The sequence below is a fragment of the Bacillus sp. FSL E2-8887 genome (assembly GCF_038007205.1).
GTDB classification, from domain to species: Bacteria; Bacillota; Bacilli; order Bacillales; family Bacillaceae_G; genus Bacillus_A; species Bacillus_A mycoides.
This window is the reverse complement of the sequence record NZ_JBBOWS010000001.1, coordinates 3,460,320-3,486,884: the sequence shown is the minus strand read 5'-3', so window position 1 is coordinate 3,486,884 and position 26,565 is coordinate 3,460,320. Positions and strand designations below refer to the sequence as shown.

Below are 26,565 nucleotides of genomic sequence, written 5' to 3'. Positions count from 1 at the left end.
TTGAATACAGCGATTGCCTTTATATTAATTTTCGGTGCACTCGTATTTTTCCATGAGCTAGGGCATCTATATTTCGCAAAAAGAGCAGGTATTTTGTGCCGCGAGTTTGCGATTGGTTTTGGTCCGAAAATATTCTCATTTGAAAAGAATGAAACGGTGTATACGATTCGATTACTGCCCCTTGGTGGCTATGTAAGAATGGCTGGCGAGGATGCGGACACAGTTGAGTTAAAACCTGGAAAAAAGGTTGGACTTGTATTAAATGAAAAAGACGAAGTTGTGAAATTAGTTTTTGACGGGCATGAAAAATATCCAAATGTTCGTGTCATTGAAGTCGAACAAGCTGATTTAGAGCATAATCTTACAATTTTGGGTTATGAAGAGTACGAGGAAGAGCTGCAAACATTCCGAGTAAATGAAAAAGCTCGTATCATTTCTGCGGGAGAAGAAATTCAAATCGCTCCGTACAATAGACAATTTGGCTCTAAAAAATTGGGCCAACGTGCTCTAACAATCTTTGCAGGTCCTGCAATGAACTTTATTCTAGCATTTGTTATTTTTGTGATTCTTGGATTTGTACAAGGAGTTCCTGTTGACAAACCAATGGTCGGAAAAGTAATGGAGAATAGTGCTGCAGAACAAGCTGGATTAAAAGAAAACGATACAATTCAAGCAATCAATGGGAAAAACACTAGTACATGGAAAGATGTTGTAACGATTGTACGTGAAAACCCAAATAAAGAAATTACGTTACATGTAAAGCGTGATAGTGAGCAATTTAATGTGAAAGTAACACCAACGCTTGATAAAGAAGGAAAAGACGAAGTTGGTAGAATTGGTGTTTATTCTCCTGTAGAGAAAACAGTGATGGGTTCTATTAAATCAGGGTTTGAACAAACATACGAATGGACGAAACTAATTTTTGATTCTCTTGTGAAATTAGTAACGGGTCAATTTTCTATTAATGAGTTGTCAGGTCCAGTAGGAATTTATAATCTAACAGATCAAGTTGTAGATTATGGATTTACGCGTGTACTAAGTTTAGCGGCAGTTTTAAGTATTAACCTTGGTTTATTTAATTTATTACCAGTCCCAGCTTTAGACGGTGGACGTTTGTTCTTCTTCTTAATTGAAGCATTACGAGGAAAACCAATTGATCGTCAAAAAGAAGGAATGGTTCACTTTATTGGGTTTGCATTATTAATGTTGCTTATGTTAGTTGTAACATGGAATGACATCCGTAAGTTTTTCTTGTAAAATAAGAAGAAGTTTATAATGAAATAGAGCTCATAGAATAAAATCCCTCACCTAACTCGAGGTGAGGGATTTTATTGCGTGTAAGAGTAAAATGAAGAGGTGCGAATAAATGAAACAAAGTATGGTATTCAGTCCTACATTACGTGAAGTTCCAGCAGATGCTGAAATTAAGAGTCATCAATTATTACTTCGCGCAGGGTTTATGCGTCAAAATGCTTCTGGTATTTATAGTTTTCTACCATTTGGTTTAAAAGTGTTACACAAAGTAGAACGTATTGTTCGTGAAGAAATGGAGCGCGCAGGGGCAGTAGAACTATTAATGCCAGCTATGCAAGCTTCTGAATTATGGCAAGAATCAGGTCGTTGGTATTCTTACGGATCAGAATTAATGCGTATGAAAGATCGTAATGCTCGCGAGTTTGCGCTAGGGGCAACTCATGAGGAAGTAATTACAGATCTTGTACGTGATGAAATTAAATCATACAAAAAACTACCATTAACATTATATCAAATTCAAACAAAATTCCGTGATGAGCAAAGACCACGTTTCGGTTTATTACGCGGAAGAGAATTTTTAATGAAAGATGCGTATTCTTTCCATGCAACACAAGAAAGTTTGGATGAAGTATATAGCGGTTTATACAAAGCGTATTCTAATATCTTTGCTCGTTGTGGTTTGAATTTCCGTGCAGTTATCGCTGATTCTGGAGCAATGGGTGGAAAAGATACACACGAATTTATGGTGTTATCTGATGTAGGTGAAGATACAATTGCGTATTCTGATACATCTGATTATGCGGCAAATATTGAAATGGCTCCTGTTGTTGCTACGTATACGAAGAGCGATGAAGCCGAAAAAGCACTTGAAAAAGTAGCAACTCCAGATCAAAAAGCTATTGAAGAAGTATCTGCATTCTTAAATATCGCAGCGGAAAAATGCATTAAATCTATGGTGTTTAAAGTAGATGCGAAATTAGTAGTAGTACTTGTTCGTGGCGATCATGAAGTCAATGATGTAAAAGTGAAGAATGTATACGGAGCTTCAGTCGTTGAGCTTGCTTCACATGAAGAAATAAAAGAGTTATTAAACTGTGAAGTGGGTTCTTTAGGACCGATTGGTGTTACAGGGGATATCGAAATTATCGCTGACCATGCTGTAGCATCAATTGTCAACGGATGTTCAGGAGCGAACGAAGAAGGGTTCCATTATGTAAATGTAAATCCAGAACGTGACTTTAAAGTAAGTCAATATACAGATTTACGCTTCATCCAAGAAGGAGACCAATCTCCAGATGGAAATGGAACAATTCTTTTCGCACGTGGAATTGAAGTTGGTCATGTATTCAAATTAGGAACTCGTTATAGTGAAGCAATGAACGCAACGTTCCTAGATGAAAACGGAAAAACAAAACCACTTATTATGGGTTGTTACGGTATCGGTGTATCTCGTACAGTGGCAGCAATCGCAGAGCAGTTTAATGATGAGAACGGTTTAGTTTGGCCAAAAGCTGTTGCACCGTTCCATGTGCATGTAATTCCAGTAAATATGAAATCTGATGCACAACGTGAAATGGGTGAAAATATCTATAACTCATTACAAGAGCAAGGATACGAAGTATTACTAGATGATCGTGCAGAACGTGCAGGTGTTAAATTTGCAGATGCAGATTTATTCGGCCTTCCAGTTCGTGTTACAGTTGGTAAAAAAGCAGATGAAGGTATTGTAGAAGTGAAAGTACGTGCTACAGGCGAGTCTGAAGAAGTGAAAGTAGAAGAACTTCAAACATATATTGCTAATATTTTAAAATAAGAAGAGGTACCTCGTAATGAGGTACCTTCTCTTTCTTTGTAAACGTATTTTGTAAAAGAAGAAGGAAGAAATCTTTCTTTGTAGTACGTTTCAATTTATAATAGCAAATGGAAGGAGAGTGCTTATGTCATTAACAAATGAACAACAAGAGCGATTTCAAATTTTGCTCCAACAGTTGCAAATACCAGAAGACCTTATAAATCAATATTTACATGGCGGTGGTATTGAAAAGCTAGTTATTGATAAAGCGAATAAAAGTTGGCATTTTGACTTACAAGTGCCACGTATTTTGCCGACAGAATTATATGAGTTGCTAGAAACAAAGCTTAAGCAATCATTTTCTCATATTGCAAGAACAACATTTGCATTAGAAGCAGAGAATAAACAATTTACAGAAGAAGAAGTAAAGGCATATTGGCCGCTTTGTACAGAACGAATTACATTTTCACCTATGTTCGCGTACTTAAAGAAGCAACTTCCGCAGGTCAATGGCGTGAAGTTGCTATTAAATGTGAATAATGAGCTGGAATCTACTACTTTAAAGAAAAACGTTGCGAAACCAGTAGGTGATCAATACGAAGCTTTTGGATTCCCGCGTTTTCAGTTAGACACACATATAAAGCAAAATGCAGAAGAAATGCAAAAGTTTCGTGAGCAGACACAGGAAGAAGATCGTCAACGAGTTATACAGGCTATGGAAGAGATGGCTAAAAGGCAAGCTGAAGAAAGTGATGTTGTTCATGAAGGACCAGTTGTGCTTGGTTATCTTATTAAGCCAGATGAAGAGATTACGCCGCTGCGTGAAATTCAAGATGAAGAAAGAAGAAAAACCGTTCAAGGGTATGTTTTCCATGTAGAGACGAAAGAACTTCGTAGTGGACGTACATTATTAACTTTAAAGATAACTGACTATACGGACTCTATTATGATTAAGATGTTCTCACGTGATAAAGAAGATATCCCGATGTTACAATCCTTGAAAAAAGGAACTTGGGTAAAAGCGCGTGGTTCAGTTCAAAATGATACATTCGTGCGTGATTTAGTTATGATCGCAAATGATATAAATGAAATAACGGGACCTTCTCGTAAAGATAAAGCAAAAGAAGGAGAAAAAAGAGTAGAACTTCATCTTCATACTCCAATGAGTCAAATGGATGCTGTTACTTCTGTTTCTAAGCTCGTTGCCCAAGCCGGAAAATGGGGGCATGAGGCTATTGCAGTTACAGACCATGCTGTTGCACAGTCGTTCCCAGAAGCATATTCTGCTGGTAAAAAGGCTGGAGTTAAAGTTCTATATGGTGTAGAAGCAAATTTAGTTAATGATGGTGTGCCGATAGCATATAACGAAGCACATCGTCTACTTGCAGAAGAAACATATGTTGTCTTTGACGTTGAGACAACAGGGTTATCTGCTGTATATGATACAGTCATTGAGTTAGCTGCTGTAAAGGTAAAAGGTGGAGAAATTATTGATCGCTTTGAATCTTTCGCAAATCCTCATCAACCATTATCGGCGACGATTATTGAATTAACAGGTATTACAGATGATATGTTAACTGATGCACCAGAAGTGGACGAAGTGTTTAAAAAGTTTGAGGAATGGATGGGTGACCATACACTTGTTGCTCATAACGCAAGCTTCGATATGGGCTTTATTAACGTAGGTTTTAAAAAGGCTGGGATAGAAAAAACGAAAAATCCAGTTATTGATACGTTAGAACTTGCACGGTTCTTATTCCCAGAAATGAAAAATCATCGATTAAATACGATGTGTAAAAAGCTTGATATTGAATTAACGCAACATCACCGTGCGATTTATGATACAGAAGCAACGGGATATTTACTTGTGAAGATGTTAAAAGATGTGATTGAAAAGGGATTTGAATATCACGATCAACTAAACGATAGTATGGGACAAGGGGATGCGTATAAACGTGGGCGTCCAAGTCATATGACGTTACTTGCCACATCAGATGTTGGGTTGAAAAACTTATATAAACTTGTTTCATATTCTCACTTGAATTACTTTTATCGTGTACCACGTGTACCACGATCACTATTAAAAAAATATCGCGAAGGCATTTTAGTAGGAACAGCTTGTGACAAAGGTGAAGTATTTGAAGCTATGATGCAAAAAGCGCCTGAAGAAGTAGAAGAAATTGCACAGTTTTACGATTACATTGAGGTTATGCCTCCAGAAGTGTTACGTCATTTAGTGGAACGTGAACTCGTTCGAGATGAAGGACAGTTAAAAACAATAATTTCTAACTTAGTAAAACTAGGTGAGACGTTAGATAAACCAGTTGTTGCTACTGGGAATGTGCATTATTTAGATCCTGAGGACGCGATATATCGGAAAATTTTAGTCAGTTCGCAGGGAGGAGCTAATCCGTTAAATCGCCATTCATTACCACCTGTACATTTCCGTACAACAAATGAAATGCTAGATTGTTTTTCATTCTTAGGTGAAGACAAAGCAAAAGAAATTGTTGTGACAAATACACACAAGATCGCATCATTAATTGGTGATGTTCGTCCAGTAAAAGATGATTTATACACACCGAAAATTGAAGGTGCTGATGATGAAACACGTGATATGAGCTATATAATGGCAAGAAGTATCTATGGAGATGAACTACCGGAAATTGTAGAAGCTCGTTTGGAAAAAGAATTGAAAAGTATTATTGGACATGGATTCGCCGTTATTTATTTAATTTCACATAAGCTTGTGAAAAAATCGTTAGTGGACGGTTATCTAGTAGGTTCGCGTGGATCGGTAGGTTCATCATTTGTTGCAACGATGATGGAAATTACAGAAGTAAACCCATTACCACCGCACTATGTATGTCCAAAGTGTAAACAATCAGAGTTCTTTAATGACGGTTCTGTAGGTTCTGGTTTTGATTTACCAGATAAAGAATGCCCAACATGTAATGTTCCATATGTGAAAGATGGGCATGACATTCCTTTCGAAACGTTCCTTGGATTTAAAGGGGATAAGGTACCGGATATCGATTTGAATTTCTCCGGAGAATACCAACCACGCGCCCATAACTATACGAAATTACTGTTCGGTGAAGATTATGTATACCGCGCAGGAACAATTGGTACGGTTGCGGAAAAAACCGCTTATGGGTATGTGAAAGGTTATGCTAATGATCATAACTTAACAATTCGAAATGCAGAGATTGATCGCTTAGTTGCAGGATGTACAGGTGTAAAGCGTACGACCGGACAGCATCCAGGTGGTATTATCGTTGTACCAGATTACATGGATATCTTTGACTTTTCACCAATTCAGTTTCCGGCTGATTCAATAGGTGCTGAGTGGAGAACAACGCACTTTGACTTCCACTCAATTCATGATAATTTATTGAAACTTGATATATTAGGACACGATGATCCGACTGTTATTCGTATGCTTCAAGATTTAAGTGGTATTGACCCGAAAACAATCCCAACGGATGATCCAGAAGTAATGAAAATTTTCTCTGGTCCAGAATCTTTAGGGGTAACGGAAGAACAAATTAACTGTAAAACAGGTACACTTGGTATACCAGAGTTTGGTACGAAATTCGTAAGACAAATGTTAGAAGAAACGAAACCAACGACGTTTTCAGAGCTTGTCCAAATTTCTGGACTGTCCCATGGTACAGATGTATGGTTAGGTAATGCGAATGAATTAATTTATAACGGTACGTGTACACTGAGTGAAGTTATCGGTTGTCGTGATGACATCATGGTATATTTAATTTATCAAGGCTTGGATCCATCATTAGCCTTCAAAATCATGGAGTCGGTGCGTAAAGGTAAAGGTGTACCTGAAGAATGGGAAGAGGAAATGAGAAATAACAATGTACCAGGTTGGTATATTGATTCATGTAAGAAGATTAAGTACATGTTCCCTAAAGCCCATGCGGCCGCTTACGTACTTATGGCTGTACGTATTGCATACTTTAAAGTACATTTCGCACTTTTATTCTATGCGGCATATTTTACAGTTCGTGCAGATGACTTTGATGTAGAGGCGATGGCGAAAGGTTCAGCATCCATACGTGTAAAAATTGATGAGATTGCACAAAAAGGATTGGATGCAGCACCGAAAGAGAAGAGTTTATTAACGGTATTAGAAATGACACTTGAAATGTGTGAGCGTGGTTATTCATTCCAAAAGGTTGATTTATACCGCTCGCATGCAACCGAATTTATAATTGATGGGGATACTTTAATTCCTCCATTTAATGCAGTTCCCGGTCTTGGTACAAACGCAGCTTTCAGTATTGTTGAAGCTCGTAAAAATGGTGATTTCTTATCAAAAGAAGACTTACAGCAGCGCAGTAAGGTTTCTAAAACGATTATTGAGTATTTAGATGGTCAAGGTTGTCTAGGAGATTTACCGGATCAAAACCAATTGTCACTGTTCTAATAGGTAGGAAAAATCTTTGCAAATCAACATTTGCTATGGTATACTATAAACCGAGATAACCATGTCATGTATATTTTGTGAAAAAGAGAGTGGGGAAACCCACTCTTTCGTGTTACTATCTACATTTTGCTGATGTAGATAGTAAAGATATTTCTGTCGTATATACATATTTTGTTACAAGTTTTACTTCTTAAATTTGGTAATACTAAGACAGATATTCCCTGCTTAACGGCAGGGGCTTTTGTTAGCTAACGAGAAAGAATAAGATAGACCGTCTTTATGAACGGGATCTTTTCTTGTAAATGGTACATGGCGGCAGGAAGGAGGCTGTTTATGGATAAGAAAGTCACAGAAATTGTAGAAGCATTTGCGCAGCCAATCGTTGAAGAGTTAAATCTTGAACTTGTAGATGTAGAGTATGTGCAAGAAGGACAAGACTGGTTCTTACGCGTATTCATCGATTCTGAAAAGGGAGTCGAAATTGAAGAATGCGGTGCGGTAAGTGAACGTTTAAGCGAAGCTTTAGATAAAGAGGATCCAATTCCTCATCTTTACTTTTTGGATGTATCATCTCCTGGAGCGGAACGTCCATTAAAGAAAGAGAAAGACTTCCAGCAAGCGGTAGGAAAACAAGTGGCAATTAAAACATATAAGCCGATTGATGGTGAGAAGATGTTTGAAGGAAAGCTACTTTCCTACGACGGTAATACAATTACACTACTATTAACAATTAAAACACGTAAAAAAGAAATCCAAATTCCAATGGATAAAGTTGCAAATGCGCGACTTGCTGTTACGTTTTAGTAAGAAGGGGGATCTTCATGAGCACTGAGTTGTTAGATGCTTTGCTCGTATTAGAGTCAGAAAAAGGTATTAGCAAAGATATTATTATTGATGCGATTGAAGCAGCATTAATCTCTGCTTATAAACGCAATTTTAACCAAGCACAAAACGTTCGTGTGAGCTTTAACCCAGAAGTGGGAACAATTCAAGTTTTAGCACGTAAGGACGTTGTAGATAATGTGTTTGATCCACGTCTTGAAATCTCTGTAGAAGAGGCAAGACAAATTAATCCAAACTACCAAGATGGTGACGTACTAGAAATTGAAGTAACGCCAAAAGATTTTGGTCGTATTGCAGCGCAAACTGCAAAACAAGTTGTAACACAACGAGTTCGTGAGGCGGAACGTGGTGTAATTTATTCAGAATTTAGTGATCGTGAAGAAGACATTATGGTTGGTATTGTACAGCGCCAAGATGCTCGTTTCATCTATGTAAGCTTAGGTAAAGTAGAAGCTTTATTACCTGTAAGTGAGCAAATGCCAAATGAGCAATATAAACCACATGATCGTATTCGCGTATTTATTACAAAAGTAGAAAAGACAACAAAAGGACCACAAATTTACGTATCACGTACACATCCTGGTCTTTTAAAACGTTTATTCGAAATGGAAGTTCCAGAAATTTATGATGGAACTGTAGAAATTCGCTCTGTAGCACGTGAAGCAGGCGACCGTTCTAAAATTTCTGTATATGCAGAGAATATCGATGTTGATCCAGTAGGTTCTTGTGTAGGACCGAAAGGACAACGTGTACAACGCGTTGTAGATGAACTAAAAGGTGAAAAGATTGACATCGTTCGCTGGTCGAATGACCCAGTTGAATATGTTGCAAATGCTTTAAGTCCATCACAGGTTGTTAAAGTACTTGTAGATGAAGCAGAGAAAGCAACAACTGTTGTTGTTCCAGACCACCAGCTTTCATTAGCGATTGGTAAGCGTGGACAAAATGCGCGTCTTGCAGCTAAATTAACAGGCTGGAAAATTGATATTAAAAGTGAGTCTGATGCGAAACAACTTGGTATTGTGACAGAAGAAGATAGCGTAATCGCATTCGGATTCGATTCAGCTGAAGACGAAATCGAATAGAGGTGATGAGTATGAGCAATCGAAAAGTTCCGTTACGAAAATGTATTGCGACGCAAGAGATGAAATCAAAACGAGAGCTAGTTCGCATTGTTCGTTCCAAAGAGGGCGAAGTGTCTATTGATTTATCAGGAAAAAAATCAGGACGAGGTGCATATTTATCAAAAGATAAAGAAAGCATTATTCAAGCCCAAAAGAAAAACATTTTGGAACATCATCTAAAAGCGAAAATCGACAGTTCTCTGTACGAAGAGCTTCTTGAGCTTGTTGAGAAGGAGTCGAAATAAGTGTCTGATTGGAAATCATTTTTAGGACTAGCAAACCGCGCTCGAAAACTTATTTCGGGTGAAGAACTCGTTTTAAAAGAAGTACGAAGTGGCAAAGCAAAGCTAGTATTGCTTTCTGAAGATGCGTCAGCGAACACTACAAAACGTATCATTGATAAAACCACGTACTACAACATACCAATGAGAAAAGTCGAAAATCGACAACAATTAGGGCATGCGATTGGGAGAGACGAGCGAGTCGTTGTAGCTGTTTTAGATGAAGGCTTTGCGAAAAAGCTACGTAGCATGCTCGATACAAATTACCGGGGGTGAAGGTATGAGTAAAATTCGAGTACATGAATATGCAAAAAAAAATAATATCTCAAGTAAAGATCTTATGACAAAACTAAAAGAGATGAATATCGAGGTTTCGAATCATATGACAATGTTAGAAGATGAAGTAGTAAACAAATTAGATAATCAATATAGCGCTGGAGCGGAAAAACCTTCTGTTGCAGATGAGTTTGAAGTAGAAGAGAAAGTTGTTCGCAGTAAAAAGAACAGCAATAAGAATAAGAAAAAAGGCAAAGCAAATGAAGATAAACGTCAAGATAACTTTGCTGGAAGACAACAAACACCAATAGTAGAAACACCAGATAAAATCACTTTCTCTGGAAGCCTTACAGTAGGTGACCTTGCTAAAAAGTTAAGCAAAGAGCCATCTGAAATTATTAAAAAGCTCTTCATGCTAGGAATTATGGCGACAATTAACCAAGACTTAGATAAAGATACAATTGAGTTAATTGCTACTGATTACGGTATTGAAGTAGAAGAAGAAGTAGTTGTAAGTGAAACTGAATTTGAAACATTCATCGATGAGCAAGATGATGAAGAAAACTTAAAAGAACGTCCAGCTGTTGTTACAATTATGGGACACGTTGACCATGGTAAAACAACATTGCTTGACTCTATCCGTAATTCAAAAGTAACTGCTGGCGAAGCTGGTGGAATTACTCAGCATATCGGTGCATACCAAGTTGATGTAAATGATAAGAAAATTACGTTCTTAGATACACCAGGTCACGCGGCATTTACAACAATGCGTGCTCGTGGTGCACAAGTAACAGATATTACAATTCTTGTTGTTGCAGCTGATGACGGTGTTATGCCACAAACAGTTGAAGCGATTAGCCATGCGAAAGCAGCTGGAGTACCAATTATTGTTGCTGTGAATAAAATGGATAAACCAGCGGCAAATCCTGATCGTGTAATGCAAGAATTAACAGAATATGAATTAGTTCCAGAAGCTTGGGGCGGAGACACGATTTTCGTACCAATTTCTGCAATTCAAGGCGAGGGAATTGACAACTTACTAGAAATGATCCTTCTTGTGAGTGAAGTAGAAGAATATAAAGCAAATCCAAATCGCTATGCAGCTGGTACTGTAATTGAAGCACAGCTTGATAAAGGTAAAGGAACTATCGCGACATTACTTGTTCAAAACGGTACACTTCGAGTTGGAGATCCAATTGTTGTTGGAACATCATTCGGTCGTGTTCGTGCAATGGTAAGTGATATTGGTCGTCGTGTAAAAGTTGCTGGTCCATCAACTCCTGTTGAAATTACAGGTTTAAATGAAGTGCCACAAGCGGGAGATCGTTTCATGGCATTCGCTGATGAGAAGAAAGCTCGTCAAATTGGTGAATCACGTGCACAAGAAGCGTTAGTTGCACAACGTGGTGAGAAATCTAAATTCAGCCTGGAAGATTTATTCCAACAAATCCAAGAGGGCGATGTAAAAGAAATTAACTTAATTGTGAAAGCAGACGTACAAGGTTCTGTAGAAGCAATGGCAGCATCACTTCGTAAAATTGATGTTGAAGGCGTAAAAGTAAAAATTATCCATACAGGCGTAGGTGCGATTACAGAATCTGATATTATTTTAGCTTCTGCATCTAATGCAATTGTAATTGGATTTAACGTACGCCCTGATGTGAATGCGAAGCGTACAGCTGAATTAGAGAAAGTTGATGTTCGTTTACACCGTATTATCTATAAAGTAATCGAAGAAATTGAATCAGCAATGCAAGGTATGCTGGATCCAGAATTCGAAGAAAAAGTAATCGGTCAAGCGGAAGTTCGTCAAACATTCAAAGTAACAAAAGTTGGAACAATCGCAGGTTGTTACGTAATAGACGGTAAAATTACACGTGATAGTGGCGTTCGTATTATCCGTGATGGCGTAGTAGTCTTCGAAGGAAAACTTGATACGTTAAAACGTTTCAAAGACGACGTAAAAGAAGTTGCACAAAACTATGAGTGTGGTATTACAATTGAGAGATATAATGATCTTAAAGAAGGGGACATCATTGAAGCATACGTTATGGAAGAAGTGAAGCGATGATTATCGCTTCACTCTCATTCGAGTGTATGATTTACGATGTGCATTCTTTAAAAGAGAAACGAGCAATTTTGCAACGTGTGTTAACTCGTGTGAAACAGCGCTATAATGTAGCTGTTTCTGAAGTTGGGCATCAAGATGTATGGCAACGTACAGAAATTGCAATTGTTTCCGTATCCTCAAATCGTGTTGTCTGTGAAAAAGAAATGAATCGTGTACTTGAGTATATCGATTCATTTCCTGAAATTGAACGTACGATAACACATTTGGAATGGTATTGAATGAGGTGAAGAGTTATGAAATTACGTGCGAACCGTGTGGGCGAGCAAATGAAAAAAGAATTAGGCGACATTATCAGTCGTAAAATTAAAGACCCACGTATTGGATTTGTTACAGTAACAGATGTACAAGTGAGTGGAGATTTACAAATTGCTAAAGTATACATTTCTGTTTTAGGTGACGAAGAACAGAAAGAAAATACATTAAAAGGTTTAGCGAAGGCAAAAGGCTTTATTCGTTCAGAAATTGGCCAACGTATTCGTCTTCGTAAAACACCAGAAATTACCTTTGAGTTTGATGAGTCTATCGGATATGGTCATCGAATTGATACACTTTTACATGAAATTAATAAAGACGGTAAACGTGAAGAATAATGGATAGACATTTGTCTATCCATTTTTTCAATGTAAAATAAGTTTTGCATAATTGCAATTACTACAAAAGAATAATGATGAGGTGAGTATATGGAAGGTGTAGTATTATTACATAAGCCAAAGGGAATGACATCACATGATTGTGTGTTCAAATTAAGAAAGATATTGCGTGAGAAACGAATTGGTCATACAGGGACACTGGATCCAGATGTAACAGGAGTATTACCTATTTGCGTTGGGCGTGCAACAAAAATTGCGCAATTTTTAACAAGTGAAACAAAAACATACGAAGGTGAAGTGACATTAGGATTTTCGACAACAACAGAAGATGCTTCTGGTGAAGTTGTGGAGAAACAAGATGTAAATCGTGTCATTACACGTAAAGAAGTAGAAGAGGTACTAGCGGAATTAACAGGGACAATTGAACAAATGCCGCCGATGTTCTCAGCTGTAAAAGTTAACGGGAAAAAACTATACGAATATGCAAGGGCAGGACAAGAAGTTGAACGTCCAGTTCGTACAATTACAATTCATGAATTTGTATTACTTGATGAACGTGAAGTTTTTGAAGGGGAAAATATTTCATTTCGTTTCCGTGTAACGTGTAGTAAAGGAACATATGTAAGAACACTAGCAGTAATGATAGGTGAAAAGCTTGGATTTCCATCACATATGTCTCACCTTGTAAGAACAGCATCTGGTGAATTTTTACTAGAAGATTGCATATCATTTGAAGAAATTGAAGAAAACGTGCAAAATGGAACAGTAGAGTCTATTTTCATCTCAATTGATGAGGCGCTAAGTAAGTTTCCAAAAATGGTTGTAGATGAAAAGCAAGCTGAAAAAATAAAGAACGGTATGTTCTTAAAGAATGAATTAGAAACAACAGCACCATTTATTACAGTATTTGATAAAAATGATCGTTGCTTAGCAATTTATGAACATCACCCAAAACACCCTGGAATGCTAAAGCCAATGAAAGTACTTGTGAATAATCAAGAACTAAAGCTATAATGAATTATTGGAAGGATTATTACAGAAAAAGGTGAATTCAAGCGTGAAACTTATTCATTTAACTCATCCACATGAACAGAATAAAATAGAATTACCACCTACTGTAATGGCATTAGGATATTTTGATGGCATTCATTTAGGACATCAACGTGTGATTCGAACAGCGAAAAAAATAGCGGATGAAAGAGGATGTAAAAGTGCTGTCATGACGTTCCATCCACACCCATCTGTTGTATTAGGAAAAAAAGAAGCGCATGTGGAGTATATTACACCGATGCGCCTTAAAGAAGAAATCATCGCAAGTTTAGGAATTGATATCTTATATGTGGTGAAATTCGATGAGCCATTTGCTGGATTATTACCACAGCAGTTTGTCGATGAGTATATTATTGGTTTAAATGTAAAGCATGTAGTAGCAGGCTTTGATTATTCATATGGACGTTTAGGAAAAGGGAAGATGGAGACTTTACCATTTCATGCAAGAGGGGAGTTTACACAGACCGTGATCGAAAAAGTTGAATATCAAGAAGAAAAAGTAAGTTCTACTTCATTACGAAAGTTAATTCGAAACGGTGAAATGGAACAAATTCCATCTATTTTAGGGAGAGCTTACACGGTAGAAGGAACAGTTGTACACGGTGATAAGCGTGGACGTCAAATTGGTTTCCCAACTGCAAATGTAGGTTTAAGTGATGAATATTTGTTGCCACCTGTAGGTGTATATGCGGTAAGGTTGAAGGTTCATGATGAATGGCATGATGGTGTATGTAATATCGGATATAAACCAACTTTCAAAGAGAATGAGCGTCAATTATCTATTGAAGTGCATCTATTTGAATTTAATAAAGACATATACGATCAAAGTGTTACAGTGGAATGGCACATGCGTATAAGAGAAGAAAAAAAGTTTAATGGAATTGATGAGTTAGTTGCGCAAATCGCTCAAGATAAAAAGGTTGCCCAAGAATATTTTGCGAGCGTAAAGAATATACTTGCTTTTTCAAATGAAAAGTAGTATTCTATGTTATGTACTTTATGACAACCATTACTTGGCATTGCGACTCACCGATGCTTGCTAGGTAACTGGGGGTTTAATTATTAGGAGGTGAAATAGGATGGCTTTAACACAAGAGCGTAAAAATGAAATCATTGCACAATTTAGAACTCATGAGACTGATACTGGTTCTCCAGAGGTTCAAATTGCTGTCCTAACGGAGCAAATTAACACTCTAAACGAGCACTTACGTACTCACAAGAAGGATCATCATTCACGTCGTGGTCTATTAAAGATGGTTGGTAAACGTCGTAACTTACTTACTTACCTTCGTAATAGCGATATCACACGTTACCGTGAATTAATCACAAAGCTTGGCTTACGTCGATAGTCAAAGAAGCGGGAATATTCCCGCTTTTTTGTTAGGTAAAAATATATCTTCTACTCTTTATAGCTTACTTAATTTTCGGCAATACTAGAGGAAAGAATATTGTGATATACTACCCATTTACATAGAAGAATTGAATATTTTAAATTGAGAGGGGTACTTAAATGAGTCAGGAAAAGCAAGTCTTCTCGATAGATTTAGCTGGTCGTCAGCTAACAATTGAAACAAGTCAGCTTGCAAAACAAGCAAACGGAGCAGTATTAGTAAGATATGGCGACACAGCAGTTCTATCTACAGCAACTGCATCAAAAGAGCCAAAAAATGTAGATTTCTTCCCGCTTACAGTAAACTATGAAGAGCGTTTATATGCAGTTGGAAAAATCCCAGGCGGTTTTATTAAGCGCGAAGGCCGTCCAAGTGAAAAAGCAATTTTAGCAAGTCGTTTAATTGACCGTCCAATCCGTCCACTTTTCGCAGATGGTTTCCGTAATGAAGTACAAGTTGTCAGCATCGTAATGAGTGTTGATCAAGATTGTTCTTCTGAGATGGCAGCTATGCTTGGTTCTTCATTAGCATTATCTATTTCAGATATTCCATTTGAAGGTCCAATCGCAGGTGCGACAGTTGGTCGTATTAATGGCGAGTTCGTTATTAATCCAACAGTAGAACAGCAAGAACAAAGTGATATGCACCTTGTTGTAGCTGGTACGAAAGATGCAATTAACATGGTTGAAGCAGGAGCGGATCAAGTACCTGAAGAAACAATGTTAGAAGCAATTATGTTTGGACACGATGAAATTAAACGTCTAATTGCATTCCAAGAAGAGATTGTACAAGCTGTCGGTAAAGAGAAAACAGCAGTGAAACTTTATGAAGTGGATGCTGATTTGAACCAAGCTGTACGTGAAATGGCTGAGACAGATATGCATTCTGCAATTCAAGTGCACGAAAAACATGCACGTGAAGATGCAATTAGCGTAGTGAAAAAGCGTGTAATTGAGCATTACGAAGCTGAGGAAGCTGATGCTGATACATTAGGACAAGTAAGTGAGATTTTATATAAAATTGTAAAAGAAGAAGTACGTCGTCTTATTACAGTTGAAAAAATCCGCCCAGATGGTCGTAAAGGTGACGAAATTCGTCCTTTAGCATCAGAGGTTGGCATTTTATCTCGTACACATGGTTCTGGTCTATTCACACGTGGACAAACGCAAGCATTAAGTATTTGTACATTAGGTGCATTAGGCGATGTGCAAATTTTAGATGGTCTAGGTGTAGAAGAGTCAAAACGCTTTATGCACCATTATAATTTCCCTTCATTTAGTGTTGGTGAAACAAGACCAATGCGTGGACCAGGTCGTCGTGAAATTGGTCACGGAGCACTAGGAGAACGAGCTCTTGAACCTGTACTTCCATCTGAAAAGGATTTCCCATATACAGTTCGTCTTGTATCTGAAGTATTAGAGTCAAATGGTTCTACTTCACAAGCAAGTATTTGCGGTAGTACATTAGCGATGATGGATGCGGGTGTACCACTTAAAGCACCAGTTGCTGGTATTGCAATGGGTCTAGTGAAATCTGGTGAGCATTACACAATTTTAACAGATATTCAAGGAATGGAAGACCATTTAGGTGATATGGACTTTAAAGTAGCAGGTACTGCAAAAGGTGTAACTGCACTACAAATGGACATTAAAATCGATGGTTTATCTCGTGAGATTTTAGAAGAAGCATTACAACAAGCGAAAGTTGGTCGTATGCACATTCTAAATCACATGTTATCTGTTATCGCTGAACCTCGCATTGAGTTATCTGCGTATGCTCCGAAGATTATTACAATGGCAATTAACCCAGATAAAATTCGTGATGTTATTGGACCAAGTGGTAAACAAATCAATAAAATCATTGAAGAAACTGGCGTTAAAATTGACATCGAGCAAGATGGTACAGTATTCATTTCATCAATTAATCAAGAGATGAATGAAAAAGCGAAGAAAATTATCGAAGATATCGTTCGCGAAGTACAAGTAGGCGAAATCTACTTAGGAAAAGTTAAACGCGTTGAAAAATTCGGTGCGTTCGTTGAATTATTTAGCGGTAAAGATGGACTTGTTCACATTTCTGAACTTGCACTTGAGCGTGTAGGTAAGGTAGAAGACGTTGTGAAAATCGGTGATGAGATTTCAGTTAAAGTTATCGAGATTGACAAACAAGGTCGTGTAAACTTATCTAGAAAAGTATTGCTAAAAGAAGAGCAAGAAAAAGAAGCAGCTAAAGAAGAAGCAGCTAAAGAAGAAAACGCACAAGAGCAACAATAAGTGAAAGCCAGTTTAGCTGGCTTTTTTTGTTATGTAAAAAATGTGATTCATTTAGATTTTTATGTGAGTATAGGTATAGTTTTCATCATAACGCTCAAATTAACAAAGATAAGAAGAAAATGGTTTCTTTTTTTATAGTTAATGGGAGGGTTTATATGAAAGCTCGTATATTAGCGTACATATTTATATTTTCTTTATATATGGGTTGTGGCTCTTATTCCGTTTTTGCGCAGGATAACTTGCATGAAGAGATTCAAAAGCATGTAAAACAGTACGAGATTATGCCGCAAAATGCGATGATTGATAAGATTTGGAAGGCGACGCCTGGGTATAATGGAAAACAAGTGGATATAGAAGCGTCCTATAATAATATGAAGAAAATCAAGAAGTTTGATCAAAAACAACTTGAATTTAAGGAAGTATCACCGAGTGTTCACTTAGAAGATTTACCACCAGCTCCCATTTATCGAGGACATCCAAATAAAAAGATGGTGGGATTAACAATTAATGTGGCCTGGGGTAATGAGTATTTGCCACGTATATTAGAGATATTGAAAAAACATGATGTGAAGGCGACTTTCTTTTTAGAAGGACGCTGGGTGAAAGAAAACTTACGATTTGCCAAAATGATTGTCGATGCAAATCAAGAAGTAGGAAATCATTCTTACACACACCCTAATATGAAAACGCTGTCTACAGATGAAATACGAGATCAATTACAAAAAACGAATCGAATGATAGAAGCAGCTACAAATCAGAAAGTGAGATGGTTTGCTCCGCCAAGTGGAAGCTTTCGGGATGAGGTAGTAAAAATAGCGGATGATTTCCAAATGGGGACGATTATGTGGACTGTAGATACAATTGATTGGAAGCGGCCAGAACCGGGTGTGCTATTGCAGAGAGTAATGCGAAAAATACATCCAGGTGCTATTGTGCTAATGCATCCTACTTCACCTACAACAGAAGCGCTAGATACTATGATTAAAAATTTAAAGGAACAAGGATATAAAGTGGGGAATATTACAGAATTACTAGATGAAAAACGTGTGGATTAAATACATTTGCATGACATTCATCTCTAAACTTGTTATCATTAAATAATAGCAATTATTTAGAGAAACTGGCATTAGGAGGAAAGTTTTTGATTAAAAAATATACGTGTAAAAATGGTGTAAGAATTGTTATGGAGAATATACCAACTGTACGCTCGGTTGCGATTGGTGTATGGATCCACGCAGGTTCAAGAAATGAAAATGAAAAAAATAATGGGGTTTCACACTTTTTGGAACATATGTTCTTTAAAGGGACAGAAACGCGAAGTGCAAGAGAGATTGCAGAATCATTTGATAGCATTGGTGGACAGGTAAATGCTTTTACTTCAAAAGAATATACATGTTACTATGCGAAAGTGCTAGATGAGCATGCTAAATATGCATTAGATGTTTTAGCAGATATGTTCTTTAATTCAACATTTGATGAGGAAGAACTGAAAAAAGAGAAGAATGTTGTATGTGAAGAAATAAAAATGTACGAAGATGCGCCAGATGATATTGTGCATGATATGTTAACGAAAGCAACATATGAAACGCATCCGCTTGGATATCCTATTTTAGGAACAGAAGAAACGCTTGAAACATTTACAGGTGATACGTTACGTCAATATATGAAAGATCATTACACACCTGAAAATGTTGTTGTATCAATTGCAGGGAATATTGATGAAGCATTTTTACAAACTGTAGAGCAATATTTCGGTAGTTACGAAGGGACAACAAATCGTGAACAAGTACATAGCCCAATCTTCCATTTCAATAAAGTAGCACGTAAGAAGGAAACAGAACAAGCTCATTTATGTTTAGGATATAAAGGCTTGCAAATGGGACACGAAGATATTTATAACTTAATTGTATTAAATAATGTTTTAGGCGGTAGTATGAGTAGCCGTTTATTCCAAGAAGTACGTGAGCAACGTGGATTGGCGTACTCAGTGTTCTCTTATCACTCTTCTTATGAAGATACAGGAATGTTAACACTTTACGGTGGAACAGGTAGTAAACAATTAGATACACTGTATGAAACAATGCAAGAAACGTTAAATACGTTGAAAAATACAGGTATTACAGAAAAAGAGCTTGTTAACAGTAAAGAACAATTAAAAGGAAACTTAATGTTAAGTTTAGAAAGTACGAATAGTCGTATGAGCCGTAATGGTAAAAACGAATTGCTTCTTCGTAAACATCGTTCTCTTGATGAGATTATTGAAAGTGTAAACACTGTGACAAAGCAAAATGTAGACGAGTTAATTCGCAATATGTTTACCGATGAATTCTCTGCGGCACTTATTAGTCCAGATGGAAAACTGCCAAAAGGAATGAAACTTTAATCGATCTTGTAATTCATTCGCTTTCGGAAATAACCGTATCTCTTTTATATGAGATACGGTTATTTTTTTTATATATGCAGAATAGGTACTTATTATAGGATAACCTTCATAAAAAGTAGGATAGGGGGAGATTTAATGCGTTTAAGTGAATTAAGTGGCAAAGAGATTGTGGATTTAGAAAGAGCAGAAAAAATGGGAGTTTTAGGTCATGCAGATTTAGAAATTGATGAGAGAGATGGAAAAATACAAGCGCTTATTATACCTGCTGGGAAATGGGGAGGTTTTAAAAGAGAACAGCAAGAAGTGAGAGTAGAATGGAGCAAAATAAAGAAGGTTGGAAATGATATGATACTTTGCGATCTTACGAACCATTCAAGATCATAGTGAAAGATGACCATTTTGGTTGTCTTTTTTTTATCTTTATATAAAGAAGATAAATCACGTGTGCTTTTTGTTTTTCAATCACCTCAAACTCGTACATTACATATGATGTGGAGGAAAAAGAAAAAGTAGGCATTTTTCTTATAAATGAAAGAAAAAGAAGGTGAATTAGGGAATGTTGACTGAGATGCATATTGCTGTCATAGGAGGAGATGCACGGCAGCTAGAAGTAATTCGCAAGCTAGTCGAACTGGACGCGAAACTTTCATTAATAGGGTTTGAACAGTTAGATCATGGCTTCACAGGGGCAGCAAAGGAAAGTATACAAGATTTAAATTTCACTTCTTTAGATGCAATTATTTTGCCGGTTGCAGGGACGAATGCCAGAGGAGAAGTAGATACTATTTTTTCAAATGAGAAAGTTTCCATAACGAAAGAACAAATTGAAAAGACGCCAGAAAACTTCACTATATATTCAGGTATTGGTACACCTTACTTGGAAAATCTCGTAGCTACTACAAATCGCAAACTTGTAAAATTATTTGATCGTGATGATGTTGCAATCTATAACTCTATTCCGACCGTAGAAGGTACACTAATGATGGTTATTCAACATACTGATTACACAATTCATGGATCGAATGTAATGGTTTTAGGATTTGGTAGAACTGGTATGAGTGTTGCAAGAGCCTTTCAATCATTAGGAGCACATGTCAAAGTTGGAGCGAGACGTTCGGAACATATTGCTCGTATTACAGAAATGATGTTTTCTCCTTTTCATATGCAAGACATAGAGAAAGAAGTAGGTAATATCGATATTGTTATTAATACAATTCCGCATCTTGTTGTGACAGCGAATGTTCTTTCAAAAATGCCAGCTCATACGCTAGTTATTGATTTAGCTTCTAAGCCAGGTGGCACGGACTTTCGCTATGCGGAGAAGCGTGGAGTGAAGGCACTATTAGCACCTGGTCTTCCTGGGATTGTTGCACCGAAAACAGCAGGACAAATATTAGCGAATGTTCTTTCTCAGTTATTAATAGCAGATGCAATCGCAAAGGAGGATGATGAGAAATGAGTTTGAAGGGAAAACGAATTGGTTTCGGATTTACAGGGTCACATTGTACGTATGAAGAAGTTATGCCACATTTAGAGAAGTTAATTGCAGAAGGTGCAGAAGTACGTCCCGTTGTTTCTTATACTGTCCAATCAACAAATACTAGATTTGGCGAAGGGGAAGAATGGATTAAAAAGATCGAAGAAATAACCGGTTTTAAGGCAATTAATTCAATCGTTGGCGCAGAGCCACTAGGACCGAAAATCCCACTAGATTGCATGGTGATTGCACCACTAACAGGGAATTCGATGAGTAAATTTGCAAATGCAATGACAGACTCTCCAGTATTAATGGCAGCAAAAGCGACGCTTAGAAATGGGAAGCCTGTCGTATTGGCTGTTTCGACGAATGATGCTTTAGGGCTTAATGGAGTAAATCTAATTACACCAACAAGGTGACGACAAAGCATAAACGCTTATATGTCGCCATCTTGAGGGAGCTTAGGGTAAAGCACAAGTTCGAAATCATCGAGTCTTTGCCACTTTTCTTTCTTATAAACAGCCTTTTCTAAAACCGACTTTAGGAGGCTGTTTTTCTTTTTGGGATCATCTGTTTTAAAGTACAAATCAAGAACATGCTCTACTTGAGGAATTGTATCTTTCTTCACTTTTTCCTTCTTAATTTCTGTTTTAATTTTTTTCTTTAAGTTTTCCATCGTGGAAGTAATTTCAGTAATGCGATCAGAAACTACATTCGAGCGTTCTAAAAACATATCGACTGTGTAAACGCCACGTTCTAATAAATCATGTAAATTATTTTTTTGTTTTTGGACATCCACTAATTCTTTTTCAAGCTTGCGTAATGCAGTTTCATTCATTTGAATAACTTGTGTTTCTTTTAATTTTTCATCTTGCTTATGTTTTTCAAAATCAGCTTTATAATTGATGTACCATTCTTTTAAGGCCTCGAGTAAACGCTTCTCGATTAATTCAGTATAGCTTGATTTGTTTTCACAGCCCCGGTGTTTACAATCCATAGTTTCTTTTCGGTTCTTGGGATAACGTTGGACCATACTGTAACCACACTTAGCGCATTTAATAATACCAGCCAATGGATTCTTTATCCCGTTCGTATTGTATGGAATGTGATACCTTGAGTTTAATTTTTCTTGCACTTGCTCAAACAAGCTTTCAGGTATGATTGACTCATGTTTGCCATCAGCAATAATCCAATCTGACTTATCTTGTCTTGCAGAACTACGTTTCACAGCATCAGGACGTTTTACTTCTTTTCGCTTTTGCCAAGTTACCTTTCCGATGTACACATTGTTTTTTAATATATCCAAGATGCTATAGGGATTCCATTCATTCCCTAACTTGCTCTTATAGCCGAGATCGTTTAACTTGCTCCTAATTGCATTCGCACCCATATCCTCATTTGCATACCAATCAAATATCAATCTTACAACAGAAGCCTCTTCTGAATTAATCGTTAAAGTACGTTCTCGCTTATTTAAACGATGGATATCATATCCGAAGGGTGCATGTGTGCCAAGGTAATTACCAGCTTCTACACTTGCAACACGACCTCTCTGCATACGGCGTGTAATAATCTTTAACTCCTTACGTGCCATAAACGCTTCAAATTCGCTGTATTCTTCGTCCCACTCATCATTAAGGTCATAAGTCTTCCTAGGTGTCATAATCTTCGTATTCGAGCGTTTAAACGTCTCTAAAATGATTCCTTGTTCTTTCATACCACCACGACCTAAACGGTCCATATCCATACAAAGAACAACATCATATTTGTTATCTTCAATTTCTTCAAGCAGCGCTAACATCTCAGGACGTTTCACTAAGCTCTCGCCAGAAATGATTTCCTCACGGACAGATAAAACATCTAAATTTAGTTCTTTAGCTATCTTCAGTAGGGTAGTGCGGTGCTTTGCTAAAGTTTCGCCCTCGCCACGTGCTTCAGCTTCGAGATCGGCACGGGATTTTCTTAGGTAGATTGCGGTTTTCATAAGAATTCCTCCTCTTATTAGTATCTAGTATATAAAAATTAATTTTAAAAAATTATAAAAATTGTTTGGAGAATTTTGTATAAAAACAAGCATATGTATATTTTTTATTATGTAATTAACAATGTTTGTGAAAAGATAGTTTGTAAATGAGCAGCTAATAATTGATTTTCATAATGTAATAAGCGTTGATTTGCGACTTGAAATGAAACATTGAAAGTTTTTGCGATGAGGTGTATCGATTCTTTTCTAGTTTCGGGGAATTCTAGTGTCCTTAACATAAAAGTCGGAATGCAAAAGTGCAACATGAATTTGTTCGCTTTTGCTTCTTGATAGTCTAAAAATAATTTCGGCATGTTTAGCTGATTTCCTACATGGAATAGAACATGACAAAGTTCATGACTAAAGTCCTCCCATTGCTGAAAAGCTGTGTTTCGATTATCAATAATAATGCTTGGTAAATCATTTCTACAAATAGAACGACTTCCAAACGGAGCAAAATGTAGCCAAATGTCTAGCTTTTGAGCAATCAATCTCATATCAAGTTGTTCTGGAACAAAAATAGATAAGGAATGCAAAAGGTTCTCAATATAATCTTCAATTTGTGTTGTGTAGTAGGGCTGTGTTTTATGCATATAATTTCACTCCATTACCTTAATATCGAACTTGTGTTCTTGTTTTACTATAAAAATAAAAGCCCGTGAAGGGGCTCTTGATAATAGATACTATCTAAATGTAGATTAATCAGAAAATGGATTTATTACGTTTATTATTTTTGTTTATCCTCAGGCTTACGGTTTTTTTCTTTATTTTTAATAAACTCCCAAAATTGTCTAAGCTCTTCTTGTTTATCAGGCGAAGCGTCTTTGATGTCTTTGAACCAAAGGCCGAGTTCAGGATCGTTAAGTGTTTTTTCAAAATCACGATCTACAACTTCAGCTTTCTTAGATTGATCGTGGTCATTAAGGTAACCAATTTCTTCTAATAAATTAGTTTTTTCTTTATTTATTGCTTTAGCAATTTGTTCGATGACAGTTAATGTAGGTTCTACGGGTTTACCATTTCGAAGATCTATACCTTTTTCTAATTTATCTATGTAAGAGTGACTTAATTGGCAACGTGTAGCAAACTCACGTAATGAAAGGTTATGTTCTTGGCGGTATTCTCGTATTATCATGCCTAATGTTTTCATAATATGAGCCTCCTTGAATACAATTGTAATCTATCGTTTACAAAAAAGCTAAAAATAACTTGTACTTCATAGTTGACACGTTGTATTCAATGGAGTACAATTTTGTTGTAATCATATGAATACAGGAGGTGCTTAAGTGAATCATGTAGCAGAGGCTCGTAAAGAGCTGAATATGTCACAAGATATGTTAGCTAAAAGAGCAAAAGTATCAAGACCCTATTTATCTAATATAGAAAATTTAAAAGTTCAGCCTAGTGTTGGAGCAGCAATCAGAATTGCTAAAGCTTTAAATAAACGAGTTGAAGATATTTTTTTAAGTAATTTGTAAACCATGGTGTACAAAGGGGTGGTGATTAAATGACAGCAACTAATATGGTAGTACCAACAGATCAGCAGCATACAAATATAGAAAGCACTTCAAGAGGTGACACCATGAGCCAACAAGAAGAATATGCAGCGACTTATGAATTTGGAAAAACGAAAGTCCATGTTGTGGCTCCTGAACCAAAATCGCAAAAGGATATTGATAAAATCCTTCAAGCATATTACAAGGCTGGTTGGGCCATCATCAAAGAAATGCAAGTGAAAGAAAACATTGAGGAATAGTTCCTCTCTTTTTAAATGAAAAATAGACAAGTTACATATGTACTAAATTCATTGTAACCATTTGAAAACTAAATATGGAGGCGAACAGATATGGGAACAAGCATATACTGCAATTCAGCAATAGGGGAATTATTACAGAATGCTAGAGAATGTTGTGATAATGTTCAGCTGAAAACGAAGAAAGGACTATCTAAGTACCTTGGCATTACACATGAACGCTTAACTCGTATTGAATCTGGACTTTCTAAACCAGAATTTGAGCTTGCGATGGATTGGTGTCATGCAACAGGAGCAAAGTTAAATCAACAAGCAATTAAACATATTTATGGTGTTGGGTTACCGCCTACAGATCCACGATTAACTCAAGATGTAAATCTACAATTGATGAACTACATTAAACAAGCTGAAGAGGGGATTAAAGCAGCGAAGGTAATCATGAACTTACAAATTACAACAAGGTCATGGAAGCTTGATGAAAAAGAGAAAAATGAATACGCAGTTCATGCAAAAGAAATCTTCGATACAATCCAAGCTACTCAATGTGTAGTACAAGCTCTTGAGCAGGTTCATTTTGGCATTATGGAACAAATACAAAGAAGTTGGTTGCAAAAGGCTATGGCAGAGAACGTTATTATTCAATCGGTGGATAGCTTAATGACTTTAACAAAGATGCTGTAAAGGAGGAAGAAAAATGACAGTAGATTACAAGAAACCAAGTTTAAGAGAATATAAGGAACTAATTCGTTATGATGCAAAGTTAACTGGTGAAATAAAAATAGCGAAAATACTAGGTGAGGATTCAAAGTCAGTTGAGTTAAAGCAAGAGAAGAAGTTAGTGGGGATTCGAATCAAAATTATCGAAGCATCATTCATTTTAAAACATAAATGGGCAAAAGAAAAAGCTACCGCCTGAGAACAGTAGCTAGCAATAAAGTCTACAAAGCAATTATAACATTTTATTCATTATTTGGACAAGCCACTGTGCTTGTCGTTATGACCAGAAAGGGATTGTTCCTTCCATCCCCCCTTACAATAAACCTTTCTGGTTGTAACGATGCGTACAGCATCAACTCCAATAGAAAGGAGGTGTAATTCATGACACATAAATACGATTGTCTTCATGATCTAGTTCTCCCAGGAGACTTTTCCTTTGCGAATAAACTTCATAACTGTATGGTTGCATGTATTCATAACATGTTTTATGCAAAATCAGCCGAAGAATCAAATCATTGGGAAGAAGAACTGGAACGATGTATGAAAGAATTTAAAATGCTTCGTGATACAAAAGAAGAACATGAGGCATCGATGAGTTATCGTGTAGTGATTAAAGATTTAAGAGCAAGAGGAGTTAACGCCTCTTTAGTAACACGTAGAAAATAAAAAATCTATCACTTGGCAGAGTGATAGATAAATGGCTTTGGAAAAAATATTTAAATTAATTATATCAAATTAGCATTCGTATAACAACGGAGTG

26 protein-coding genes and 1 pseudogene are annotated in these 26,565 nt (G+C 36.8%); 24 read left to right on the top strand and 3 right to left on the bottom strand.

Features of this window, described 5'->3' with window-relative positions; all coding sequences use genetic code 11:
- The 19 genes and pseudogenes from rseP to dpaB all read left to right on the top strand — a co-directional run.
- On the top strand, positions 1-1,257 hold the full coding sequence (gene rseP, locus NSQ08_RS17670; protein ID WP_002088169.1) for an RIP metalloprotease RseP: 1,257 nt from the start codon (positions 1-3) through the stop codon (positions 1,255-1,257).
- Between the two features lie 109 nt (positions 1,258-1,366).
- A complete protein-coding gene (locus NSQ08_RS17665; protein ID WP_078175371.1) occupies positions 1,367-3,067 on the top strand; it encodes a proline--tRNA ligase in 1,701 nt (566 codons plus the stop codon).
- Positions 3,068-3,191: 124 nt separating this feature from the next.
- A complete protein-coding gene (locus NSQ08_RS17660) occupies positions 3,192-7,493 on the top strand; it encodes a PolC-type DNA polymerase III (RefSeq protein ID WP_002033677.1) in 4,302 nt (1,433 codons plus the stop codon).
- Positions 7,494-7,826: 333 nt separating this feature from the next.
- On the top strand, positions 7,827-8,297 hold the full coding sequence (rimP, locus tag NSQ08_RS17655; protein WP_002088165.1) for a ribosome maturation factor RimP: 471 nt from the start codon (positions 7,827-7,829) through the stop codon (positions 8,295-8,297).
- A 17-nt stretch (positions 8,298-8,314) separates the two neighbouring features.
- Positions 8,315-9,421, top strand: a complete 1,107-nt coding sequence (nusA, locus tag NSQ08_RS17650; RefSeq protein ID WP_002014554.1) for a transcription termination factor NusA — start codon at positions 8,315-8,317, stop codon at positions 9,419-9,421.
- A gap of 11 nt (positions 9,422-9,432) precedes the next feature.
- Positions 9,433-9,705, top strand: coding sequence for an RNase P modulator RnpM (gene rnpM / locus NSQ08_RS17645; protein WP_002088161.1), 273 nt, complete (start codon positions 9,433-9,435; stop codon positions 9,703-9,705).
- Entirely contained in the window at positions 9,706-10,017 is a 312-nt protein-coding gene (locus tag NSQ08_RS17640) for a YlxQ family RNA-binding protein (protein ID WP_002033679.1), read from the top strand.
- A gap of 4 nt (positions 10,018-10,021) precedes the next feature.
- Positions 10,022-12,088 carry a translation initiation factor IF-2 gene (infB, locus tag NSQ08_RS17635; protein WP_002014558.1) on the top strand — a complete coding sequence of 689 codons (2,067 nt, stop codon included), beginning with the start codon at positions 10,022-10,024 and terminating at the stop codon, positions 12,086-12,088.
- Complete coding sequence (locus tag NSQ08_RS17630) at positions 12,085-12,366, top strand: DUF503 domain-containing protein (protein ID WP_002088157.1); 282 nt, start codon at positions 12,085-12,087, stop codon at positions 12,364-12,366. Before infB ends, NSQ08_RS17630 begins: the two co-directional genes overlap by 4 nt.
- 15 nt (positions 12,367-12,381) lie before the next feature.
- On the top strand, positions 12,382-12,738 hold the full coding sequence (rbfA, locus tag NSQ08_RS17625) for a 30S ribosome-binding factor RbfA (RefSeq protein WP_000776437.1): 357 nt from the start codon (positions 12,382-12,384) through the stop codon (positions 12,736-12,738).
- 90 nt (positions 12,739-12,828) lie between these two features.
- On the top strand, positions 12,829-13,752 hold the full coding sequence (gene truB, locus NSQ08_RS17620) for a tRNA pseudouridine(55) synthase TruB (protein ID WP_002033681.1): 924 nt from the start codon (positions 12,829-12,831) through the stop codon (positions 13,750-13,752).
- 43 nt (positions 13,753-13,795) lie between these two features.
- A complete protein-coding gene (gene ribF, locus NSQ08_RS17615; protein ID WP_002128800.1) occupies positions 13,796-14,767 on the top strand; it encodes a bifunctional riboflavin kinase/FAD synthetase in 972 nt (323 codons plus the stop codon).
- Between the two features lie 100 nt (positions 14,768-14,867).
- Positions 14,868-15,137, top strand: a complete 270-nt coding sequence (gene rpsO / locus NSQ08_RS17610) for a 30S ribosomal protein S15 (RefSeq protein ID WP_001229392.1) — start codon at positions 14,868-14,870, stop codon at positions 15,135-15,137.
- A gap of 161 nt (positions 15,138-15,298) precedes the next feature.
- Positions 15,299-17,452, top strand: a complete 2,154-nt coding sequence (gene pnp / locus NSQ08_RS17605) for a polyribonucleotide nucleotidyltransferase (protein WP_002033682.1) — start codon at positions 15,299-15,301, stop codon at positions 17,450-17,452.
- A 155-nt stretch (positions 17,453-17,607) separates the two neighbouring features.
- Entirely contained in the window at positions 17,608-18,507 is a 900-nt protein-coding gene (locus NSQ08_RS17600) for a polysaccharide deacetylase family protein (RefSeq protein ID WP_193651947.1), read from the top strand.
- An 86-nt stretch (positions 18,508-18,593) separates the two neighbouring features.
- Positions 18,594-19,835: a M16 family metallopeptidase gene (locus NSQ08_RS17595; RefSeq protein ID WP_085312221.1), complete on the top strand. Its 1,242-nt coding sequence runs from the start codon at positions 18,594-18,596 to the stop codon at positions 19,833-19,835.
- Positions 19,836-19,970: 135 nt separating this feature from the next.
- Positions 19,971-20,219 carry a YlmC/YmxH family sporulation protein gene (locus NSQ08_RS17590; RefSeq protein ID WP_002014571.1) on the top strand — a complete coding sequence of 83 codons (249 nt, stop codon included), beginning with the start codon at positions 19,971-19,973 and terminating at the stop codon, positions 20,217-20,219.
- Between the two features lie 172 nt (positions 20,220-20,391).
- Entirely contained in the window at positions 20,392-21,294 is a 903-nt protein-coding gene (gene dpaA, locus NSQ08_RS17585; protein WP_002088148.1) for a dipicolinic acid synthetase subunit A, read from the top strand.
- Positions 21,291-21,716: pseudogene (gene dpaB, locus NSQ08_RS17580) on the top strand (dipicolinate synthase subunit B); the annotation flags it as partial. The gene dpaA and the pseudogene dpaB, both read left to right, overlap by 4 nt.
- Positions 21,717-21,748: 32 nt before the next feature.
- On the opposite strand, the gene NSQ08_RS17575 reads toward dpaB, so the two are convergent.
- The 3 genes from NSQ08_RS17575 to NSQ08_RS17565 form a co-directional block, all read right to left on the bottom strand.
- Positions 21,749-23,296: a recombinase family protein gene (locus NSQ08_RS17575; RefSeq protein WP_340777457.1), complete on the bottom strand. Its 1,548-nt coding sequence runs from the start codon at positions 23,294-23,296 to the stop codon at positions 21,749-21,751.
- A gap of 107 nt (positions 23,297-23,403) precedes the next feature.
- Positions 23,404-23,928: an ImmA/IrrE family metallo-endopeptidase gene (locus NSQ08_RS17570; RefSeq protein ID WP_340777453.1), complete on the bottom strand. Its 525-nt coding sequence runs from the start codon at positions 23,926-23,928 to the stop codon at positions 23,404-23,406.
- 134 nt (positions 23,929-24,062) lie between these two features.
- Positions 24,063-24,485, bottom strand: coding sequence for a helix-turn-helix domain-containing protein (locus tag NSQ08_RS17565; protein WP_016130174.1), 423 nt, complete (start codon positions 24,483-24,485; stop codon positions 24,063-24,065).
- 136 nt (positions 24,486-24,621) lie between these two features.
- Here NSQ08_RS17565 and NSQ08_RS17560 point away from each other — a divergent pair, with 136 nt between their 5' ends.
- The 5 genes from NSQ08_RS17560 to NSQ08_RS17540 all read left to right on the top strand — a co-directional run bounded on the left by NSQ08_RS17560 (position 24,622) and on the right by NSQ08_RS17540 (position 26,471).
- Positions 24,622-24,813, top strand: coding sequence for a helix-turn-helix transcriptional regulator (locus tag NSQ08_RS17560; protein ID WP_002128789.1), 192 nt, complete (start codon positions 24,622-24,624; stop codon positions 24,811-24,813).
- A gap of 29 nt (positions 24,814-24,842) precedes the next feature.
- Positions 24,843-25,091: a hypothetical protein gene (locus tag NSQ08_RS17555; RefSeq protein WP_340777445.1), complete on the top strand. Its 249-nt coding sequence runs from the start codon at positions 24,843-24,845 to the stop codon at positions 25,089-25,091.
- A gap of 90 nt (positions 25,092-25,181) precedes the next feature.
- Positions 25,182-25,769, top strand: a complete 588-nt coding sequence (locus NSQ08_RS17550; protein ID WP_340777442.1) for a sporulation sigma factor-processing peptidase — start codon at positions 25,182-25,184, stop codon at positions 25,767-25,769.
- A 13-nt stretch (positions 25,770-25,782) separates the two neighbouring features.
- Positions 25,783-26,004, top strand: a complete 222-nt coding sequence (locus tag NSQ08_RS17545; protein ID WP_002165166.1) for a hypothetical protein — start codon at positions 25,783-25,785, stop codon at positions 26,002-26,004.
- A gap of 182 nt (positions 26,005-26,186) precedes the next feature.
- On the top strand, positions 26,187-26,471 hold the full coding sequence (locus NSQ08_RS17540) for a hypothetical protein (RefSeq protein WP_078180730.1): 285 nt from the start codon (positions 26,187-26,189) through the stop codon (positions 26,469-26,471).
- Positions 26,472-26,565 lie beyond the last annotated feature (94 nt).

Bases quoted from the DNA above. Each gene is read 5' to 3' on its own strand.
- infB (WP_002014558.1), top strand. From the start codon at position 10,022: ATGAGTAAAATTCGAGTACATGAATATGCAAAAAAAAATAATATCTCA.
- rimP (WP_002088165.1), top strand. From the start codon at position 7,827: ATGGATAAGAAAGTCACAGAAATTGTAGAAGCATTTGCGCAGCCAATC.
- NSQ08_RS17575 (WP_340777457.1), bottom strand. From the start codon at position 23,296: ATGAAAACCGCAATCTACCTAAGAAAATCCCGTGCCGATCTCGAAGCT.
- NSQ08_RS17540 (WP_078180730.1), top strand. From the start codon at position 26,187: ATGACACATAAATACGATTGTCTTCATGATCTAGTTCTCCCAGGAGAC.
- NSQ08_RS17600 (WP_193651947.1), top strand. From the start codon at position 17,608: ATGAAAGCTCGTATATTAGCGTACATATTTATATTTTCTTTATATATG.
- NSQ08_RS17570 (WP_340777453.1), bottom strand. From the start codon at position 23,928: ATGCATAAAACACAGCCCTACTACACAACACAAATTGAAGATTATATT.
- NSQ08_RS17630 (WP_002088157.1), top strand. From the start codon at position 12,085: ATGATTATCGCTTCACTCTCATTCGAGTGTATGATTTACGATGTGCAT.
- pnp (WP_002033682.1), top strand. From the start codon at position 15,299: ATGAGTCAGGAAAAGCAAGTCTTCTCGATAGATTTAGCTGGTCGTCAG.
- NSQ08_RS17550 (WP_340777442.1), top strand. From the start codon at position 25,182: ATGGGAACAAGCATATACTGCAATTCAGCAATAGGGGAATTATTACAG.
- nusA (WP_002014554.1), top strand. From the start codon at position 8,315: ATGAGCACTGAGTTGTTAGATGCTTTGCTCGTATTAGAGTCAGAAAAA.
- rbfA (WP_000776437.1), top strand. From the start codon at position 12,382: ATGAAATTACGTGCGAACCGTGTGGGCGAGCAAATGAAAAAAGAATTA.
- NSQ08_RS17565 (WP_016130174.1), bottom strand. From the start codon at position 24,485: ATGAAAACATTAGGCATGATAATACGAGAATACCGCCAAGAACATAAC.
- NSQ08_RS17590 (WP_002014571.1), top strand. From the start codon at position 19,971: ATGCGTTTAAGTGAATTAAGTGGCAAAGAGATTGTGGATTTAGAAAGA.
- truB (WP_002033681.1), top strand. From the start codon at position 12,829: ATGGAAGGTGTAGTATTATTACATAAGCCAAAGGGAATGACATCACAT.
- NSQ08_RS17555 (WP_340777445.1), top strand. From the start codon at position 24,843: ATGACAGCAACTAATATGGTAGTACCAACAGATCAGCAGCATACAAAT.
- rnpM (WP_002088161.1), top strand. From the start codon at position 9,433: ATGAGCAATCGAAAAGTTCCGTTACGAAAATGTATTGCGACGCAAGAG.
- rpsO (WP_001229392.1), top strand. From the start codon at position 14,868: ATGGCTTTAACACAAGAGCGTAAAAATGAAATCATTGCACAATTTAGA.
- NSQ08_RS17660 (WP_002033677.1), top strand. From the start codon at position 3,192: ATGTCATTAACAAATGAACAACAAGAGCGATTTCAAATTTTGCTCCAA.
- NSQ08_RS17665 (WP_078175371.1), top strand. From the start codon at position 1,367: ATGAAACAAAGTATGGTATTCAGTCCTACATTACGTGAAGTTCCAGCA.
- dpaA (WP_002088148.1), top strand. From the start codon at position 20,392: ATGTTGACTGAGATGCATATTGCTGTCATAGGAGGAGATGCACGGCAG.
- NSQ08_RS17545 (WP_002165166.1), top strand. From the start codon at position 25,783: ATGACAGTAGATTACAAGAAACCAAGTTTAAGAGAATATAAGGAACTA.